We start from the raw sequence: 15,786 nt of genomic DNA on the forward strand, positions 1-15,786 counted from the left end.
TCGGGGCCGCCGCTACCCTGACTGCGTGGCAGCGGTGGACGGGCGGGTGACCGGGCGATGAACGGCGACGCGACGGCCGTCTCGATCGCCTGGTCGGTGGCCTACGTGATCGTCGTCGTGATCGTCACCGGCCTGTCGCGCAAGGTCGGCTGGTCGGCGCCGCTGCTGCTCGTCGCCGTCGGGATCGTCGCCGGGTTCGTTCCCGCCGTGCCCGAGGTACGCCTGGAGCCCGAGGCCGTGCTGCTCGGCGTGCTGCCGCCCCTGCTGTTCGCCTCCGCCCTGCGCACGCCGTTCCTCGAGGTGCGCGCCCGCGGCGACTCCGTGCTCAGCCTCTCGGTCGGCCTGGTCGTCTTCTCCACGGTCGTCGTCGGGTTGGTGACGGTCTGGCTGGTGCCGAACCTGGACGGCGGCCGGTCCGCGGGCGTCGCGCTCGCCACCGGCCTGGCGTTCGGCGCCATCGTCGCGCCGACCGACGCGGTCAGCGTCAGCGCCGTGACCGGCGGCCTGCTGCCCCGGCGGCTCGGCACCCTGCTGGAGGGCGAGGGCCTGCTGAACGACGCGACCGCCCTGGTCGCCCTGAACACGGCCATCATGGCGATCCTGACTCCGGTCGGCGTCGGCCATGTGCTCGCCGACTTCGCGATCGCGGTGGTCGGCGGGGTCGCCTCCGGCGTGCTCGTCGCGCTGGTGCTCACCCTGATCCGGCAGCGGTTGAAAGCCCCCGTACTCGATACGTCGCTGTCGCTGGTCTCGCCGTACCTGTCGTTCCTGCCGGCCTATGCCGTCGGCGGGTCGGGGTTCCTCGCCGTCGCGATCACCGGGCTCTGGCTCGGCTACCGCGCACCGCTCGTGCAGTCGGCGGAGGCGCGCATCGCCGAGCGCATCAACTGGCGCACGCTGTCGTTCCTGCTGGAGAACGCCGTGTTCCTGCTGATCGGCCTGCAACTGCCGCGCATCGTGCAGCTGTCGGCGCGCACGAACATCTCGCTGCCGCAGGGCATCCTGATCGGCGTCGGCATCTACGTGGCGATGACGCTCGCGCGCTTCGTCTGGGTGTTCGCTCTCACCGCCCTCTACCGGTACGGGCCGCAGCGCCTGCGCGATCGGCGGTGGAGCTGGAAGGTCGCCACCGCCATCTCGGCCGCCGGCATGCGGGGCGTGGTCACGCTGGCGGCGGTGTTCCTGCTGCCGCTGGACACGACTCCGCAGGTGGGCTTCCTGCAGCTGATGGCCTTCGTCATCGTGGTCGCCTCGCTGCTGCAGGGTCTGACGCTCGGGCCGCTGATCCGGCTCCTCAAGCTGCCCCTGCCCAATCCGGAGCAGGATCGGCTGCAGATCCGATCGCTCATCGGCGAGGCGCAGCACTCCGCCATGGAACGCCTGGACGCGGAACGGGACGACGACGACCCCGAGGACCTGGTGCGCAGCCTGCGGCAGAGCGCCGAGTACCGGGTGTCGGTGGGCAGCTCGGAGGAGGACGGCATGGCCGGCTCGCCCGACTCGTACGCCCGTCTGCGGCTGCTGATGCTCGATTCCGAACGCAGGTCGGTGCTGCAGGCGCGGGCGGAGGGCCGCTACGAGGAGAGCGCGATCGCCGCCGTGCTGGCCGACTTCGATGCGATCGAGATCGCGATGAAGCGCTCCCGCCGCCGCGACCTGCCGCAGGCGGGGCGGCCCGCCCGCCGGGACCGCGTGGGCTGAGCGCCGCCGTCTGCCCCGACAGCAGTGCGGCGCGACTACAGCGTGCGGGAGTCGTCGTCCAGGTCGATGTCCTCGCCCTGCAGCTCGTTCTCGGGCAGTTCGGGTTCGCCCTCACCGGGTGCACCGCCGGTCGGACCGTCGTTGCCCTCGCCGCTGCCGGGCAGCACGGTCTCACCGGCGACCGCATCGTTCGTCACGGTCTGTTGCGACTCCGCCTGGACTGTTTCGGCGTCCTGCACGGTCGCGTCGTCGTCCAGGACGGCCTCGGGGTCGCCGCCGGCGCCCGGGTTTCCGGTGGTCGAGAGGATCGGGTCGCTCATGGTGTTCCCTCCGTTGCGGATGCCGACGCTATGACCGCCGAGCTGAGTCCCTCCTGCATCGTCGACTTCATCGTCGTCGTCCATGCGCGTGAGCAGCCCGTGCTCGCGGATCGCGGCCAGCGCGAGCACCCGATAGCCCTGCGATTCGAAGAAGACCGTGATGCGGTCGTCCTCCACGCTCATCACGGTCCCCGGGCCCCACTCCGCATGGTCCACGGCCGCGTCGACCGGGAAGGGCACATCGGCGGCGCGGGCGCTGCGCTCTGCCGCGAACTCGAGCGCGGAGCCCGACTCGCAGGTGTCGCAGTTGCCGCACGGCTCAGCCGCCTCGTCCCCGAAGTACGCCAGCAGGAACTGCCGCCGGCACTGCTGCGTCTCGGCGTACGACCGCATCATCGCGATACGGGACTCGTCGATGCGGCGACGTGACTCCGCCAACTCCAGCGCTCCGGCCGCACCGGCCTCCGCGTCCGGCTCCGTCGTGCGCCAGGCCCCGTTCAGCTCCCGCACCGCGTCGGCATCCTGCAGCAGGTGCAGCAACCCCGTGACCCGGCGGCGGGAGATCCCGAGCGCAGCAGCGACCTCGTCGGGAGTGCCGGCGCCGTCGGCGATCGCCGTGTGGCAGCGCAGGAGTGTCGACCGCTTCGGCAGCCCGGAGTCGAAGAACTTCCGGAGCGCCAAGTCCTCCGACCGGTAGTGCAGCACGGCGGCTGCGGGAGCGCCGTCCCGGCCGGCGCGGCCCAGCTCCTGGTAGTACTCGTCCACCGACTCCGGCACCGCCGCGTGCACCACGAAGCGGATGTCCGCCTTGTCGACACCCATCCCGAACGCGCTGGTCGCGACGACCACCTCGTGCTCGCCCTCGTGGAAGGCGAGGTGCATCTGCCGCCGCCGCTTGGCGCCGAGCCCCGCGTGATACGGCGCCGCACCGACGCCACGCTCGTCGAGCGTCTGCGCGTACGACTCGGTCGCCTTGCGCGTCGCCACGTACAGCAGCCCCGGCTTCGCGAGCGTCGCCACATCGTCGAGCACCGCCTCGCGCTGGGCGTCGTCGTCGGCGTGCCGCACCACCCGCAGGTGGATGTTCGGCCGGTCGAATCCGTGGGTCAGCACCACGCTGTCCTGCATTCCCAGGCGCTCCAGGATCTCCTCGCGCACCGGGCGGGAGCCGGTCGCCGTCAGGGCGAGCACCGGCGGCCGGCCGATCGCGTCCGCCGCGGCGCCGAGCCCCAGGTAGTCGGGACGGAAGTCGTGGCCCCACGCCGAGACGCAGTGCGCCTCGTCGATTGCGAAGAGCGACACGTCGGCCGCGGCCAGCCGCGCGACCACGTCGTCGTTCGCGAGCTGCTCCGGAGCGAGGAACAGGTAGCCGAGCCGGCCCTCGGCGACGGCGGTCCACGCCTCGTCGTTCTGCTTCGCCGACTGTCCGGAGTTCACCTGCGCGGCCGGCCGGGTTCCGGAGGTGCGGCGCAGCGCAGCCAGCTGGTCGGCCTGCAGGGCGATCAGCGGCGAGACGATCACGGTCAGGCCCGGCAGCAACGCGCCGGCAATGCGGTAGACGGCCGACTTGCCGTACCCCGTGGGCATCACGCCCAGCACATCCGCCCCCGCCAGCACCGCCTCCACCGCGCGGGCCAGACCCGGGCGAAGCGGGTCCCAGCCGAACACGTCGTGCGCGATCCGCGCGACGGCCTCGGTGCCGCGCTCGTGGTTGCCGCGCTCGTCGTCGCGGAAGTCCTCGGACTCGATGTCGATCTCGGTGTCGCTCAGGGGACTGCCTCTCGTCAGGGCGGGTGCGCCGACGGGAAGTGAACGTGTCCGGGTTGAGCGACCCCTGCTGATCGCCTGGACAGACGCCTGGCACCGAGGCCTGGCACAGACGCTTGGCACAGACGCCTGGCACAGACGCCTGGCACCGAGGCCGGTCAGCGATCGGGCCGCTCAGTCCGCGTCGTCGTCCGCGTCGCCGGCGTAGAGGTGCTCGGGCACCTGATCCAGGAACACGCGGGCGGTGGTCTCGCCGACCCCCTTGTAGGTCACCAGGCGGTCGTGCGCCTCGCCGCGGTGCTTGGACGACGTGATCAGCTGGTGCACCGACCCGTAGTCGTGCGTGACCCCGACGAGCACGTCGTGCAGTTCGGTAGCCATCGACTCGTCGTAGCGGGTGTAGTGCGCCGCGTCCAGCACGGCGACGATGTCGGCGTGGCCGTGCTCCTCGAACCGGCCGGGGGAGGTGTACCCGGCGTCGATGAAGGCCCGGTACGCGTTCGCGCCGATCGTCTGCTGCACGTTGCGGCCCATCAACAGACTGGCCAGCAGCCAGCGGAACAACTGCTGCGCGCTGCGCCCGGGGTCGATTCCCAGATCCTCCGGGGTCGTCTCGCTGTCCGCCACGGCTCGCATCTTCGCAGCGCGGCCACGTAACGACCCGAAGGGGCGCGCCTGTTCAGCTGACGTGCACCATGGGCCGGCGGCGCACGTCGTGCTCGGTCTCGCGCAGCACCTCGCGCGTGACGGGCGCCACCTCGCCCTCGCCGCTGATCAGGAAGCGGACCATGTTCGAGAACGGATTGCCCTCGGTCCACTCGAAGTAGATGTGCGGCACGACTCCGGTCAGGTTGCGGATCTGCAGCAGGATCGCAGCGATCGTGTTGGGCACGTTGCCGCTGCCGACCGTCAGCACCCGGAAGCCGTGCCGAACGACTCCGCGCACGACCAGATCCTCCTCGAAGTCGGAGGAGTCGGCCTTGTCGACCTCCAGGAAGATGATCGAGACCCGTCCGGGGATATGGCTGTCGTGCCGCTCGTCGCGGGCCTTCTGCTGGTACTCCTGCTCGTCGCCCGAGTCGGGCTCGTTGGCGACCAGATGGATCTCGCCGAATTCCTCCGCTTCGCGCAGGAACTCCCGCGCGGTCTCGTCGAAGTCCAAGCTGGTGGCGCGGATCTCGAACGACCGCCGCAGCCGCGACGCGAACGAGACCACCAGGATGCCGAGGATGAACAGCCCGCCGATGCGCACACCGTCGGGCCGCTCGATGATGTTCGCGATCGTCGTGTAGGCGAACACGAGCGAGATCAGGGCGAAGCCGATCGTGCGCTTCACCTGCCGCTTGCGCCTGGCCGACAGCGTGACCGCCACGGACGCGGAGGTGATGAGCACCAGCACACCCGTCGCGTACGCGCCGCCCTGCGCGTCGACGGAGGCGCGGAAGACGAGCGTGACGATCAGCGCGATCAGGATGAAGGTGATGACGAGCGGCCGCACCGCCCGTGCCCAGGCCGGCGCCATGCCGTAGCGCGGCAGGTAGCGCGGCACGATGTTCAGCAGCCCGGCCATCGCCGAGGCGCCGGCGAACCACAGGATCGCGATCGTCGACACGTCGTAGACGCTGCCGAACACAGGCCCGAGGTAGGTGTGGGCCAGGTACGCCAGCGCGCGGCCGTTCGCCGGACCGCCCGACTGGAACGCCTTCTGAGGGATCAGCAGTGTCGTGATGAAGCTGGTCGAGATCAGGAAGACGCTCATCGTGAGGGCGGCGGTGGTCAGCAGCCGCTTCGCTCCGCGGATCCGACCGGCCGGCGCCGCATCGGTGTCGGAGTCGTCGCCGGAGATCTGCGGGATCACCGTGACGCCGGTCTCGAAGCCGGACAGGCCGAGGGCCAGCTTGGGGAACACGAGCACGGCGACGCCGATGATGAGAAAGATGTTGCCGTGCTGCTGGAACAGCGCCGTCGACCAGTGCGCGAACACCTCCGGGTGCTGCATCACGCGGATGGAGGAGTCGACGACCACAACCAGGTTCAGCACCAGGTACACCGCGACGAGTACCACGGCGATGCCGATCGCCTCGCGGAAGCCCCGCAGGAAGACCGCTCCGAGCAGCAGGATCAGCACGATCGTGATCGGGATCTGCGCGTCGTGCAGCCACGACGGCACGAGCGGGTTCTCCACCACGTGGGCGGCGGCGTCGGCGGCCGACAGCGTGATCGTGATCATGAAGTCCGTCGCCGCGAACCCGAGCAGCACCAGCACGAACAGCTTGCCGCCCCACCACGGCAGCAGGCGTTCGAGCATCGCGATCGAGCCCTCGCCGCGGAAGCTCTCCCTGGCCACGCGCCGATACACCGGCAGTGCCCCGAGCAGGGTCAGCGCGATCAGCACCAGGGTGGCGAACGGCGATACGAGGCCGGCTGCGAGCGCCGCGATGGCCGGCTGGTAGCCGAGGGTCGAGAAGTAGTCGACGCCCGTGAGGCACATGACGCGCAGCCACGAATGGGTGCGCTCCGAGGTGCTGTGCGGCCCCTGATGTGCTCCCGCCTGCTCCGACAGCCCCTCCAGCGCCCAGACGGCGAACCGGCTGCGGCGGCGTGCGGGTCGCACGCAGACGTCGGGGACGGCCGAGATGGGCGGCAGAGCGGCCGGATCGTCGCCGATCACCACGGCGCTGCCCGCGTCGGCGTCCCGCGAACCCGCCTCGTCATCGGACACGGACGGCCCTACGGGGTCGGACACCCGGATCCTCTCGAGAACATCGGCACGCGCGGGAAGCTGGATTCTATCGCGATGTCGGAGGAGAGCAGGTTTCGCTCGCGGGAACGTTTGTTCTATAAACAGTTGGACCTGTCTGGTATCGTTTAGAACGTGGAAGAGTCAGCGGAGGCGGGTGACCAGCCCGACGACGGTCGGGTGACCCCACTCCAACGCAGCCGGATTTCGCGGTGCGCCCCGACGATGCCGCACTCCCGGACGACCCACCCCTCTGAGCTCAGAACGACCGGGTACCCGGGAATCAGTCGTCGAGTTCCAGCGCGAGGTGCTCGGTGAAGAAGCCGTCGATGCGGCGCCACGCGTCGGCGGAAGCCTCAGGATCCGGCGTCGCGTGCAGTACCTGCTGCAGTACCAGGTCGAGCACCGGATTCACCGAGGGCGCCTCGTCGTCGAGGAAGGCGTGACCCGCGGTCGGGTACTCCTTCACGTCGTGCGGTACGCCTGCCCGTACCAGCGCCGCGTCGAGTTTGGCGGCGGCGCCGCGCAGGCTCAGGTCGCGGCCGCCGTAGCTGCCGACCACCGGGCAGGCGCCTGTGAGCTGCTCGTCCAGTTGCTTGGGCAGCCTGCCGTAGTTCGCGGACGCCGCAGAGAAGCCATGGTTCTTCACGGCCATCAGGGCGAAGCCGCCGCCCATGCAGAAGCCGAGTACGCCGACGCGGCCGGTGCAGTCGTCGCGGTTCACGAGGGCGCGGCGCGCCGACTCCACGTCCGTGAACGCCCTGCCCTCGCCGCGGGCGATGTCGCGGAAGGTGCTGCGCAGACACTTGCGCGGTCCGCCCTGGACGAAGAGGTCGGGCATCAGCACCGCGAATCCGGCCGACGCCATGCGCTCCACCTGGCGGCGCATCACCGGGGTGAGGCCGAACGCCTCGTGCACCATGACGACGCCGGGCCATGGGCCCTCGCCGTCCGGCAGGCCCAGCACGCCCGTCAGGCCGGGGCTGCCGCCGGGCAGGGTGAGCAGTTGAAGATCGGTGAGGGTCGGCACCCGAGTCAGTGTGCACCAGGGAGACGACTGCGGCCTGCGGCGGCGCCCAGTACCAGCAGCGTCCAGCCGATCGCGAAGACCACCATCGTCACGACGCCGCGCGGCGGGTAGATGTGGCTGGTCAGGAACGAGACTGCGGCGGCCAGCACCAGCACCGATCCGGGCACCGACAGCGCCGGCCGGTCCACGGCCACCACCGCCACGGCGAGCAGCACGGCGAGCAGCAGCGCCACGGTGGCGACGCGAGCCAGGACGGCGGCCGGGTGGTAGAGGCTGGGTTGACCGCCGAGCCCGTCGACCTTCAGGTTGCCGGCGCCGATGCCGGCCAGCACGTCCAGGGCGGTGTAGCCGGCCGCGTAGACGTAGCCGAGGATCGCCGCGACCGCGGCGAGGGGCCGCGACCTGCCGCGCAGCAGCAGCCACGGCGGCACGCCGAGCAGCGGGAACACGAACAGGGCCGCCACGTGGATGTTGCGCCAGAGCACGGCGTCGGCCGCGACGAGGTCGCGGGGGTGCACCGTGCCGATCCCGGCGAGCACCAGCGCCGGCAGCGCGACCAGCACCACGAGCGGCAGCACGGAGCGGGGGTGTGTCACCGGCAGCACAGTCACCACGTGGACGGTACGGCACGCCGCCGGCGGACCCGGTTCCGGCCGCCGGAGCGCCGGCGCACACTGGGCGCATGACGACGGCGGCGACCACGGCGACCACCGCGATGCAGCGCCGCCTGCTGTGGGCGGCGATCCTGGCCGCCTTCGTCTCGTTCCTCGACGGCTCGATCGTGAACATCGCCCTGCCCGCGATCGAGCGCGACTTCGGCGGCGGGGTCGTCGTGCAGCAGTGGGTGGTGGACGGCTACCTGCTGACCCTGTCGGCGCTCATCCTGGCGGCGGGCGCCGTCTCGGACGCGTTCGGGCGGCTGCGGGTGCTGCGCATCGCCGTGGTCGCGTTCACGGTGACGTCGCTTGTCTGCGCGCTGGCACCGACGGCCGGCCTGCTGATCGCGGCCCGCGTGCTGCAGGGAGTCGCGGGGGCCCTGCTGGTCCCCGGATCCCTCGCCCTGATCGTCGCCACCTTTCAGGGCGCCGCGCAGTCCGCGGCGATCGGCCGGTGGACGGGCTGGACCAGCGTGTCGTTCCTGGCCGGCCCGGTGGCAGGTGGCGTCTTCGTCGACGCGATCGGTTGGCGCTGGGTGTTCGTCCTCGGTGCGCTGCCGGCGGCCGGAGCACTGCTGCTGCTCGGCCGCATTGCGGACGGGCAGCGCGACGGACCCCGCCCGCGGGTGGACGTGACGGGAGCGGCCCTCGCCGCCCTGGGGCTCGCCGGCCTGACCGCCGCCCTGATCGAGGCGCACCTGGGGCTCACCGATCCACGAGTGCTCGCGGCCCTGATCGGCGGGGCGGTCTCCCTGGCGGCGTTCCTCATTAGAGACGCGCGGTCGACCGCGCCGCTCGTACCGCTGGAGCTGTTCCGCCGCGGCAACTTCGCCGCCGGCAATGCGGCGACGCTGTTCCTCTACGCCGGCGTCGGACTGGCGACGCTGATCCCGACGGTCTTCCTGCAGGAGGTCGTCCACCTGACGGCGTTCCAGGCTGCGCTGACGGCACTGCCCGCCACCGTGTTGAGCATCGTGCTGTCCGGACGGTTCGGCGCGCTCGCCGGCCGGTACGGGCCGCGCCTGTTCATGACGCTCGGCCCGATCGTCGCTTCGGCGGGGTTCGCGCTGATGACCTTCAGCAGTGGCGACCGCGGCGCGCTGTGGTTCGTGGTTCCCGGCACCGTCCTGTTCGGGCTGGGCTTCTCGGCCACCGTCGCCCCGCTGACCTCTGCGGTGCTCGGTGCCGTACCGGCCATCCAGAGCGGCATCGGGTCGGCGGTCAACAACGCCATCGCCCGAGTCGCGGGGCTGGTCGCGACCGCCTGCGCGGGCCTGATCCTCGGTCTGCACGTGGACGTCGGCGGCTTCCACCGCGGCGTGCTGGTGATCGCGGTGCTGCTCGTACTCGGCGGCATCGTCTCCGCCATCGGCGTCCGCAATCCGCTCAGGTGAGGCGCTGCAGGGCCACGGCCAGGCGGCGGGCCGCGCCCCCCGCCTCGGTCAGCAGTTCGGCGGCACGGCTCCGCGCCCGCTCCGCGAGCACGCCGTAGATGAAGGCGTTCTCGCCGGCCGCGGTCGCCTGGGCGGCGATGAACGGCAGCTCCTCCGCGAGCAGCATCAGGTCGCGGTGGCTGCCGAGTGTGCTCTGCACCCGCTTGGCCCGCTTGCGGGCCGCGCGCAGGCGTCGGCCCGCGTGCGCGCTGCCGCCGAGGTCGTCGACCAGGTAGTGGAAGCGGCGGGCCGCCCGCCGGCCGGCATGCAGGGCCGGTTCGCTGCTGCCGGCGGACCGCAGCCGTCGGTAGGCGCGCCGGCCGTGCCGGGCGATCAGCGGCGGCAGCACCCGGTGTGCAGGGCTCGTCGCATCCGGTCCCGTCGGGGTGGCCGCCGAGATGGCCTCGAGCGTGTCCATCAGCACGACGTGGGCCCGGCCGTCCAGCCGCGTCAGCGCGGTCGCCGCCCGCTCGGCCGCATCTTGTTGCACGCCCGTCACCAGCCGACTGACGGCAGCGTCGAGCCCCGGCTCGTCCGGTACCTCCGCCAGCAGTGCGGCGGCGGTCTCGGCGAGCACCGCCCGGTCGCGTGAGTCGCCGAGCGACAGGGCGAGCACCCGCAGCTCGTCCCGCGGCCGCTTCGCCTCCGGCCCCAGCACCGTCTGCAGGCCGAGCACCGAGCGCAGGCGGCGGATCGTGGTGCGCATCGCGTGCACCGCGTCGTCCCGTCCGGCCTGATCGTCGGCGGTGCGGAGGGCCGTCTCGCCGTCCTCCAGGTCGGCGACCAGGGCGGCCAGACGGCTGCGCACCGCCTCGCCCGCGGTGTCGGACGACGCAGCTCGGTTCAGGTGGGCGTCTCCATCCGTTTGGCCGAGCCCGAGCGCCTGGGCGAGCTTCGCCGGGCTGGCCGACGGCCGGGCGCCGGCGGCGAGCAGCAGCGGCTCCAGCGCATCCAGGACGGCTGCGGAGCGTGCGGGGTCGTCGCCGACCTGCTCCGCCTCCCACTCCCGCCATGACCGCAGCACGCCGCCGCGCACGTCGGTGGCCTGCACCAGGTCATCGACGAATTCGACCCGCTCGCCGTCCTCGTCGCCAAGCACGACGGCGGTGCGCTCGGTACTGATGCGGGCCAGCGGCGTCAGCGGCCGATCCCGCACGCGGGAGCGGATCGCCGCCCGCACGGCGGGTGGCGGGGTGTCCGGGTCCGCCGGGTCGATCGGGCCCTGCACCTCCAGGCGACCGCCCGTTCCGGGCAGCTTGACGTGCCAGCCGGCGTCGTGGCCGCCGGTGCGTCGGCGGAGCGCGATGCGGGCCGCGAGCAGACGACGATCTTCGGTGTCGTAGTAGACGGCCTCCAGGTGCACCGGTGCGACGCTCCGTACCGACGTGATCCCGGCCGACGTGATACCCGTGCCCGCGAACGTCGGGACGGCCGTGCCGGCGTCGACGGCGTACTTGCGTTCGATCTCCAGATGGGTCCGTCCGGGCATGAGCGCATCCTGCCCGACCCGGATGAACTGCGGGCCGAACTGCCGGCGCAGGAGCACGCCCGGCGCATGGGTCCACCCAGCGCACGCCACAGCGCCGCCCGATTCGCCGGGTGAACTTCACCGGTGAATCGAGCGGCGCTTGCGTTTCCGGTCGCCGACCGGACCTGAGGGGCGGTCTGAAGAAGGGGTGGAACGGGTCCTGAAGTGGCTCCTGAAGTGGCTTCTCGGGTGGCTCAGGCAGCGATGCCGAACGACTGGGTGGTGGACTCGGACAGGATGGACTCGGGGTACAGCACGGCGGCGTCGGCCCAGGTGGCGGCCATCCGGTCGAACTCGGTGCGGGATGCGATCGCGGCCTCGGCCAGGGCGACCTGTGCGGCGCGCTCGGCGCGGTTCGCGGCGACGGAGCTGATGACCACCAGCAGCACGCCGGCCGCCAGAACACTGCCGCCGATGACCGGCCCGTTGACGGCGCCGAGCACGACACCCCAGACCAGCCCTGCCAGTGCGATCCACCGCATGTTGTCCCCCTTGCGTCTGATCCGAAGGTAGCGGCGGGGTACGTGCGGGGTACACCCCCAGAGCGGGCGACACGATTCGATTACGAGCGGCGGGGTACGTCCCGCACAAGCGGGGTACGTGCTACGAGGCGAAAAATGCCGGAGTTATGCGGATCGATCGGAACCAAGCCGCCCGGCAGACGTCGACCGGGGGACGGGTGACAGGGTACGACGGTCGTACCCCGGAGTCTCGGCTCCCGTCGATCGTCCGGGGGACGTTTCTCGTACCCCGATCCGGCGCTACGCAGCAGTGGGGTGAGGTGCCGCAGCGGCTCGGAATACCATCGGACACCGTTCTGCTGACCTCAGTACGGGCGCTCCGGCGCCGACACGGCCGGCACCTGCGACAGCGGCGCCACGGATGACGGGAGCACTCCATGACAGAGCTCGACTTCGGACCGGTGGTCCTCGGCGGCAACGTGTTCGGTTGGACGGCCGACCGTGAAACGAGCTTCGCGGTGCTGGACGCCTTCGTGGCGAGTGGGGGACGAAGCATCGACACGGCGGACGCCTACGCCGCCTGGGCGCCCGGCAACTCCGGCGGCGAGTCGGAGACCATCCTCGGCGAGTGGTTCGACACGGCCGGCAAGCGCGACCAGGTCGTGCTGGCCACCAAGGTGGGTTCTCTGGCCAGCCGCAAGGGCCTGAGTGCGGCGACCATCACGGCGGCGGTGGAGGATTCCCTCCGTCGGCTGCGCACCGATCGCATCGACCTGTACTTCGCCCACCGGGATGACGAGTGGGTGCCGCAGGAGGAGACCCTGTCGGCGTTCGATGCGCTGGTGCGCGACGGCAAGGTGCGCGAGATCGGCGCCTCCAACTTCGCGCCCGATCGCCTGCGCACCGCCGCCGCGATCGCGAGGACCTCCGGGCTGACCCCGTTCACGGTGGCGCAGGACAAGTGGAGTCTCGTCGAGCGCGGCGTCGAGCAGCAGTTGATCCCCACCCTGGACGAGCTCGGCATCGTTCAGATCCCGTACTCGTCGCTGGCGAGCGGCTTCCTCACGGGCAAGTACCGCGCGGGCGGCACCGTCGACTCCGCCAGGTCCAAGGCGGCGGGTGCCTACCTGCAGGACCCGCGCAACCTCGACCTGCTCGCCGCCCTGGAAGACGTCGCGGCCGAGCACCGCGTGTCGATGACGGCGATCGCGCTGGCCTGGCTGCGCGCGCAGCCGACGGTCGCCGCGCCGATCGCCAGCGCCCGAACCGCGGAGCAGGTCCCCGCGCTCGTGGAGAGCTTCGCGGTGCAGCTGACCCCGCAGCAGCTGGAGCAGTTGAGCGCCACGACCGCAGCGGTCGCCGCCTGACCATGGCCCACCGTCAGTCCGCGGCCGACCTCGAGGCTGCGCCGGTGTCGGAGAAGGTCTGCGGCGTCTGCGGGCGCCGGATCGAGTGGCGGGCCGCCTGGGCGCGCGACTGGGCCGCCGTGACGACCTGCTCGGCGGCCTGCCGCCGGGCCGGAGTCGGCCCCGCCGATCGGGTGCTGGAGCAGCGGATCCGGAAGTTGCTGGCGGCCCGGGCGGCGTCCGCCACGATCTGCCCCTCCGACGTCGCCCGGGCGGTTGCACCGGACGACTGGCGCGCGCTCATGGAACCCGTGCGGCGGGCCGCGCGTCGGCTTGTCGCCGCCGGCGAGGTCGACATCACCCAGGGCGGCCGCATCGTGGACCCGTCCACCGCGAAGGGCCCTATCCGCATCCGCCGCCACCGCTGAGGCGCGAGCCCGTACCCGCGAGGAATTCAGGCAATTCCGAGTTCCGCAGGCGGATCCGGCCGGATCCGCCTTCATTCCTCGATTTCTCCTGAATTCCTCGCAGCGGCGGAGGGGGTGCGCATCGCCTGGGCGATGAGCTCGCCGATCAGGACCGCCGTGTTCGACGGACCGCGCCGCGGCGCCGCCGGCAGGATCGACGTGTCGGCGACCCGCAGATCCGCGACCCCGTGCACGACGCCGAACGGGTCGACCGCACCGGCGCCACCGTCGGGCGTGCCGAACGGGACGGTACCGCAGGTGTGCACCGAGGTGCCGAGGTGCCCGGCGATCCACGTGTCGAGCGCGGCGTCCTCCGCGGTGGGGGAGGGCGACTCCGGGTCGGGGGCACCGACCGCCTGGAACGCGCGCGTCGCCAGCAGCGCCAGCGTCGTCCGCACACCCTCGCGCAGCACGGCGCGGTCGGCCGCTTCGGCGAGGTAGCCGGAGTCGATCCGAGGCGGCACCGACGCGTCGTCCGAGACGAGCCGCAACCGGCCGCGGGGTGCCGGCGTGACGGCGGAGACGAGCAGCGGCAGTGCCTCGCCCGCCTCCGTCCGCCGCCCGGCCATCAGCGCCGGCATGGACTCGGTGGACTGCAGCACCTCGCTCCCGTCGGTGTGCAGCGCCGCGCCCAGCCAGGACGTGTCCGACGGCGGCAGCGCCACATGCGGCCGCCAGTTCAGGACGACCTGCGGGTGATCGCCGAAGCACGTGCCGATGCTCGGGGCATCGACCAGGCAGCGCAGGCCGACGGCCGCCAGATGCGCCTCCGGGCCGATGCCCGACAGCAGCAGCAGGTGAGCGGAGGCGAGCGCCCCGGCCGCGAGCACCGTGGTCCCGGCGACGATCGTCTCGCGGTGTCCGTACCGCTCGGCCTCGACGCCGATCGCCCTGCCGCGCTCGATGAGCACCCGCAGGACGCGGGTGTCCCCGCAGATCACCAGATTGCGCCGCCCGACGACCGGCAGCACGTACGCGAGCCCGGTGTTCACCCGCCGCCCGTCGCGGACGTTCATGGGCACCGGGCCGACGCCCGCCGGACCCTGCGCGTTCTTGTCCGGCTCGACCGGGAAGCCGAGCTCCACGGCCGCGTCGACGAAGGCCGCCGCGGCGGGATGGTCGAGCGACGACCGCGAGACCGGCATCGGCCCGCCGGTGCCATGGACGGCAGACGCGCCGAAGTCGAGGTCGGCCTCCAGGCGGTTGAGCAGCGGGAGCACCCGGTCGTACGACCAGGCCGGGCCGCCGGTGACCGCCCAGTCGTCGAAGTCCGCCCGCCGAGCGCGGATGAAATAGCCGCCGTTCGTCGTGGTCGAGCCGCCCAGCACGCGGCCGCGGGCGACGGCGTGATCATGGCCGGGCGCGAGCCGCATCGGAAACCACTGGTTCACCGGCCCGTCCGGTCGCGCGCCCGGCACCGCCCGGGCGTCGAGCAACTCGGCGTCGAGCAACTCGGCGTCGAAGCCGGCGATCGACGACGGCACGGGCCCCGCCTCCAGCAGCAGCACGCGGCGCGAGGGATCCTCCGACAGGCGGGCGGCGAGCGGCGCTCCGCTGCCGCCCGCACCGACCACGATGACGTCGAACACGCGCCCCGGCCCGCTCCCCGGTCCCGGCCCGCCCACCCTGTGGGTCATTCCCGCGGGGCGAGGATGTCCGTCATCGAGTCGAAACCGGCCCGCAGCATCTGCTCCAGGTCGGCGTCCTCGTGCGCGAGCCACTGCTCGTACGCGGCGAGCGACACCGCCAGCATCACCCAGCCGATCGTCTGCGGTTGCAGGGCGTCGGCGGGCAGGTCGAGTCGTCGCCCGGCGTACTCGGCCACGACCTCGCGCCAGGTCTGATAGCGCAACGCGGAATGCGCGATCAGCGTCGGCACGCGCAGGATCAGCGTCATCCGCTCTCGGTGGTACTGCGCCTCCTCCGCCGGAAAGCGGTTGAACTCCAGCACCGCCGCCAGCAGGCCCTGCATCATCGGCACATCGTCGGGGACGGAGGCGAGCGCCGTCCGCATGGACTCGACCAGCGAATCGAAGTCGCCCCACGGCAGGTCGTTCTTGGAGGCGAAGTACCGGAACAGCGTGCGGCGACCGATTCCGGCGGCCGCCGCGATGTCGTCGACGGTCGTCTCGTCGAAGCCGTGTTCCAGGAACAGGGTGAGGCTGACATGGGCCAACTCGGCGACCGAGGTCGACGGAGCGCGACCCAGTCGAGGCCCCGACGGCGTGTCCACGGAATTCACGGCCGCCACCTCTTCCCTTCGGCACTCGGTGTCATTAGCGTCCCCACATCGGGCATCGCAGCGAAGCGACCGCGGGCCATCGACCACGACACGGT

The 15,786-nt window shown here is 72.0% G+C and carries 13 protein-coding genes; 4 read left to right on the forward strand and 9 right to left on the reverse strand.

Annotated features, from left to right (window positions below):
- Positions 1 to 57: 57 nt before the first annotated feature.
- Positions 58 to 1,701 (forward strand): cation:proton antiporter, encoded by a 1,644-nt coding sequence (locus tag ACFE7H_RS06460; RefSeq protein ID WP_375400404.1) that lies wholly within the window; start codon positions 58 to 60, stop codon positions 1,699 to 1,701.
- Between the two features lie 35 nt (positions 1,702 to 1,736).
- Here the strand turns inward: ACFE7H_RS06460 and ACFE7H_RS06465 are convergent, their stop codons facing one another.
- The 5 genes from ACFE7H_RS06465 to ACFE7H_RS06485 all read right to left on the reverse strand — a co-directional run bounded on the left by ACFE7H_RS06465 (position 1,737) and on the right by ACFE7H_RS06485 (position 8,169).
- Positions 1,737 to 3,689, reverse strand: coding sequence for a RecQ family ATP-dependent DNA helicase (locus ACFE7H_RS06465; RefSeq protein WP_375400405.1), 1,953 nt, complete (start codon positions 3,687 to 3,689; stop codon positions 1,737 to 1,739).
- A gap of 273 nt (positions 3,690 to 3,962) precedes the next feature.
- Positions 3,963 to 4,415: a hypothetical protein gene (locus ACFE7H_RS06470; RefSeq protein WP_375400406.1), complete on the reverse strand. Its 453-nt coding sequence runs from the start codon at positions 4,413 to 4,415 to the stop codon at positions 3,963 to 3,965.
- A gap of 52 nt (positions 4,416 to 4,467) precedes the next feature.
- A complete protein-coding gene (locus ACFE7H_RS06475; RefSeq protein WP_375400577.1) occupies positions 4,468 to 6,435 on the reverse strand; it encodes an amino acid transporter in 1,968 nt (655 codons plus the stop codon).
- Positions 6,436 to 6,811: 376 nt separating this feature from the next.
- Positions 6,812 to 7,558, reverse strand: a complete 747-nt coding sequence (locus ACFE7H_RS06480) for a dienelactone hydrolase family protein (RefSeq protein ID WP_375400407.1) — start codon at positions 7,556 to 7,558, stop codon at positions 6,812 to 6,814.
- A gap of 5 nt (positions 7,559 to 7,563) precedes the next feature.
- Positions 7,564 to 8,169: a hypothetical protein gene (locus ACFE7H_RS06485; RefSeq protein ID WP_375400408.1), complete on the reverse strand. Its 606-nt coding sequence runs from the start codon at positions 8,167 to 8,169 to the stop codon at positions 7,564 to 7,566.
- A gap of 71 nt (positions 8,170 to 8,240) precedes the next feature.
- Between ACFE7H_RS06485 and ACFE7H_RS06490 the strand changes: the two genes are divergently transcribed.
- Positions 8,241 to 9,608: an MFS transporter gene (locus ACFE7H_RS06490; RefSeq protein ID WP_375400409.1), complete on the forward strand. Its 1,368-nt coding sequence runs from the start codon at positions 8,241 to 8,243 to the stop codon at positions 9,606 to 9,608.
- Here the strand turns inward: ACFE7H_RS06490 and ACFE7H_RS06495 are convergent.
- Both ACFE7H_RS06495 and ACFE7H_RS06500 read right to left on the reverse strand, forming a co-directional pair.
- The gene (locus ACFE7H_RS06495; RefSeq protein ID WP_375400410.1) at positions 9,601 to 11,136 is read right to left on the reverse strand and encodes a CHAD domain-containing protein; all 1,536 of its coding nucleotides are present in this window, start codon (positions 11,134 to 11,136) and stop codon (positions 9,601 to 9,603) included. The two genes, ACFE7H_RS06490 and ACFE7H_RS06495, sit on opposite strands and share 8 nt — an antisense overlap.
- Positions 11,137 to 11,369: 233 nt before the next feature.
- Positions 11,370 to 11,657 (reverse strand): hypothetical protein, encoded by a 288-nt coding sequence (locus tag ACFE7H_RS06500; protein WP_375400411.1) that lies wholly within the window; start codon positions 11,655 to 11,657, stop codon positions 11,370 to 11,372.
- Positions 11,658 to 12,073: 416 nt separating this feature from the next.
- Between ACFE7H_RS06500 and ACFE7H_RS06505 the strand changes: the two genes are divergently transcribed.
- Positions 12,074 to 13,003: an aldo/keto reductase gene (locus ACFE7H_RS06505; RefSeq protein ID WP_375400412.1), complete on the forward strand. Its 930-nt coding sequence runs from the start codon at positions 12,074 to 12,076 to the stop codon at positions 13,001 to 13,003.
- A 2-nt stretch (positions 13,004 to 13,005) separates the two neighbouring features.
- The gene (locus ACFE7H_RS06510; protein ID WP_375400413.1) at positions 13,006 to 13,410 is read left to right on the forward strand and encodes a DUF3253 domain-containing protein; all 405 of its coding nucleotides are present in this window, start codon (positions 13,006 to 13,008) and stop codon (positions 13,408 to 13,410) included.
- 71 nt (positions 13,411 to 13,481) lie between these two features.
- Here ACFE7H_RS06510 and mftG read toward each other — a convergent pair whose 3' ends face one another.
- Both mftG and mftR read right to left on the reverse strand, forming a co-directional pair.
- Positions 13,482 to 15,038: a mycofactocin system GMC family oxidoreductase MftG gene (mftG, locus tag ACFE7H_RS06515; RefSeq protein ID WP_375400414.1), complete on the reverse strand. Its 1,557-nt coding sequence runs from the start codon at positions 15,036 to 15,038 to the stop codon at positions 13,482 to 13,484.
- Positions 15,039 to 15,082: 44 nt separating this feature from the next.
- Positions 15,083 to 15,691, reverse strand: coding sequence for a mycofactocin system transcriptional regulator (mftR, locus tag ACFE7H_RS06520; RefSeq protein ID WP_375400415.1), 609 nt, complete (start codon positions 15,689 to 15,691; stop codon positions 15,083 to 15,085).
- Positions 15,692 to 15,786 lie beyond the last annotated feature (95 nt).

It is taken from the genome of uncultured Amnibacterium sp., assembly GCF_964250715.1.
Lineage (GTDB): Bacteria > Actinomycetota > Actinomycetes > Actinomycetales > Microbacteriaceae > Amnibacterium.

Coding starts and splice junctions, on each gene's coding strand:
- ACFE7H_RS06460 (WP_375400404.1), top strand. CDS start 58: ATGAACGGCGACGCGACGGCCGTCTCGATCGCCTGGTCGGTGGCCTAC.
- ACFE7H_RS06490 (WP_375400409.1), top strand. CDS start 8,241: ATGACGACGGCGGCGACCACGGCGACCACCGCGATGCAGCGCCGCCTG.
- ACFE7H_RS06495 (WP_375400410.1), bottom strand. CDS start 11,136: ATGCCCGGACGGACCCATCTGGAGATCGAACGCAAGTACGCCGTCGAC.
- ACFE7H_RS06500 (WP_375400411.1), bottom strand. CDS start 11,657: ATGCGGTGGATCGCACTGGCAGGGCTGGTCTGGGGTGTCGTGCTCGGC.
- ACFE7H_RS06505 (WP_375400412.1), top strand. CDS start 12,074: ATGACAGAGCTCGACTTCGGACCGGTGGTCCTCGGCGGCAACGTGTTC.
- ACFE7H_RS06510 (WP_375400413.1), top strand. CDS start 13,006: ATGGCCCACCGTCAGTCCGCGGCCGACCTCGAGGCTGCGCCGGTGTCG.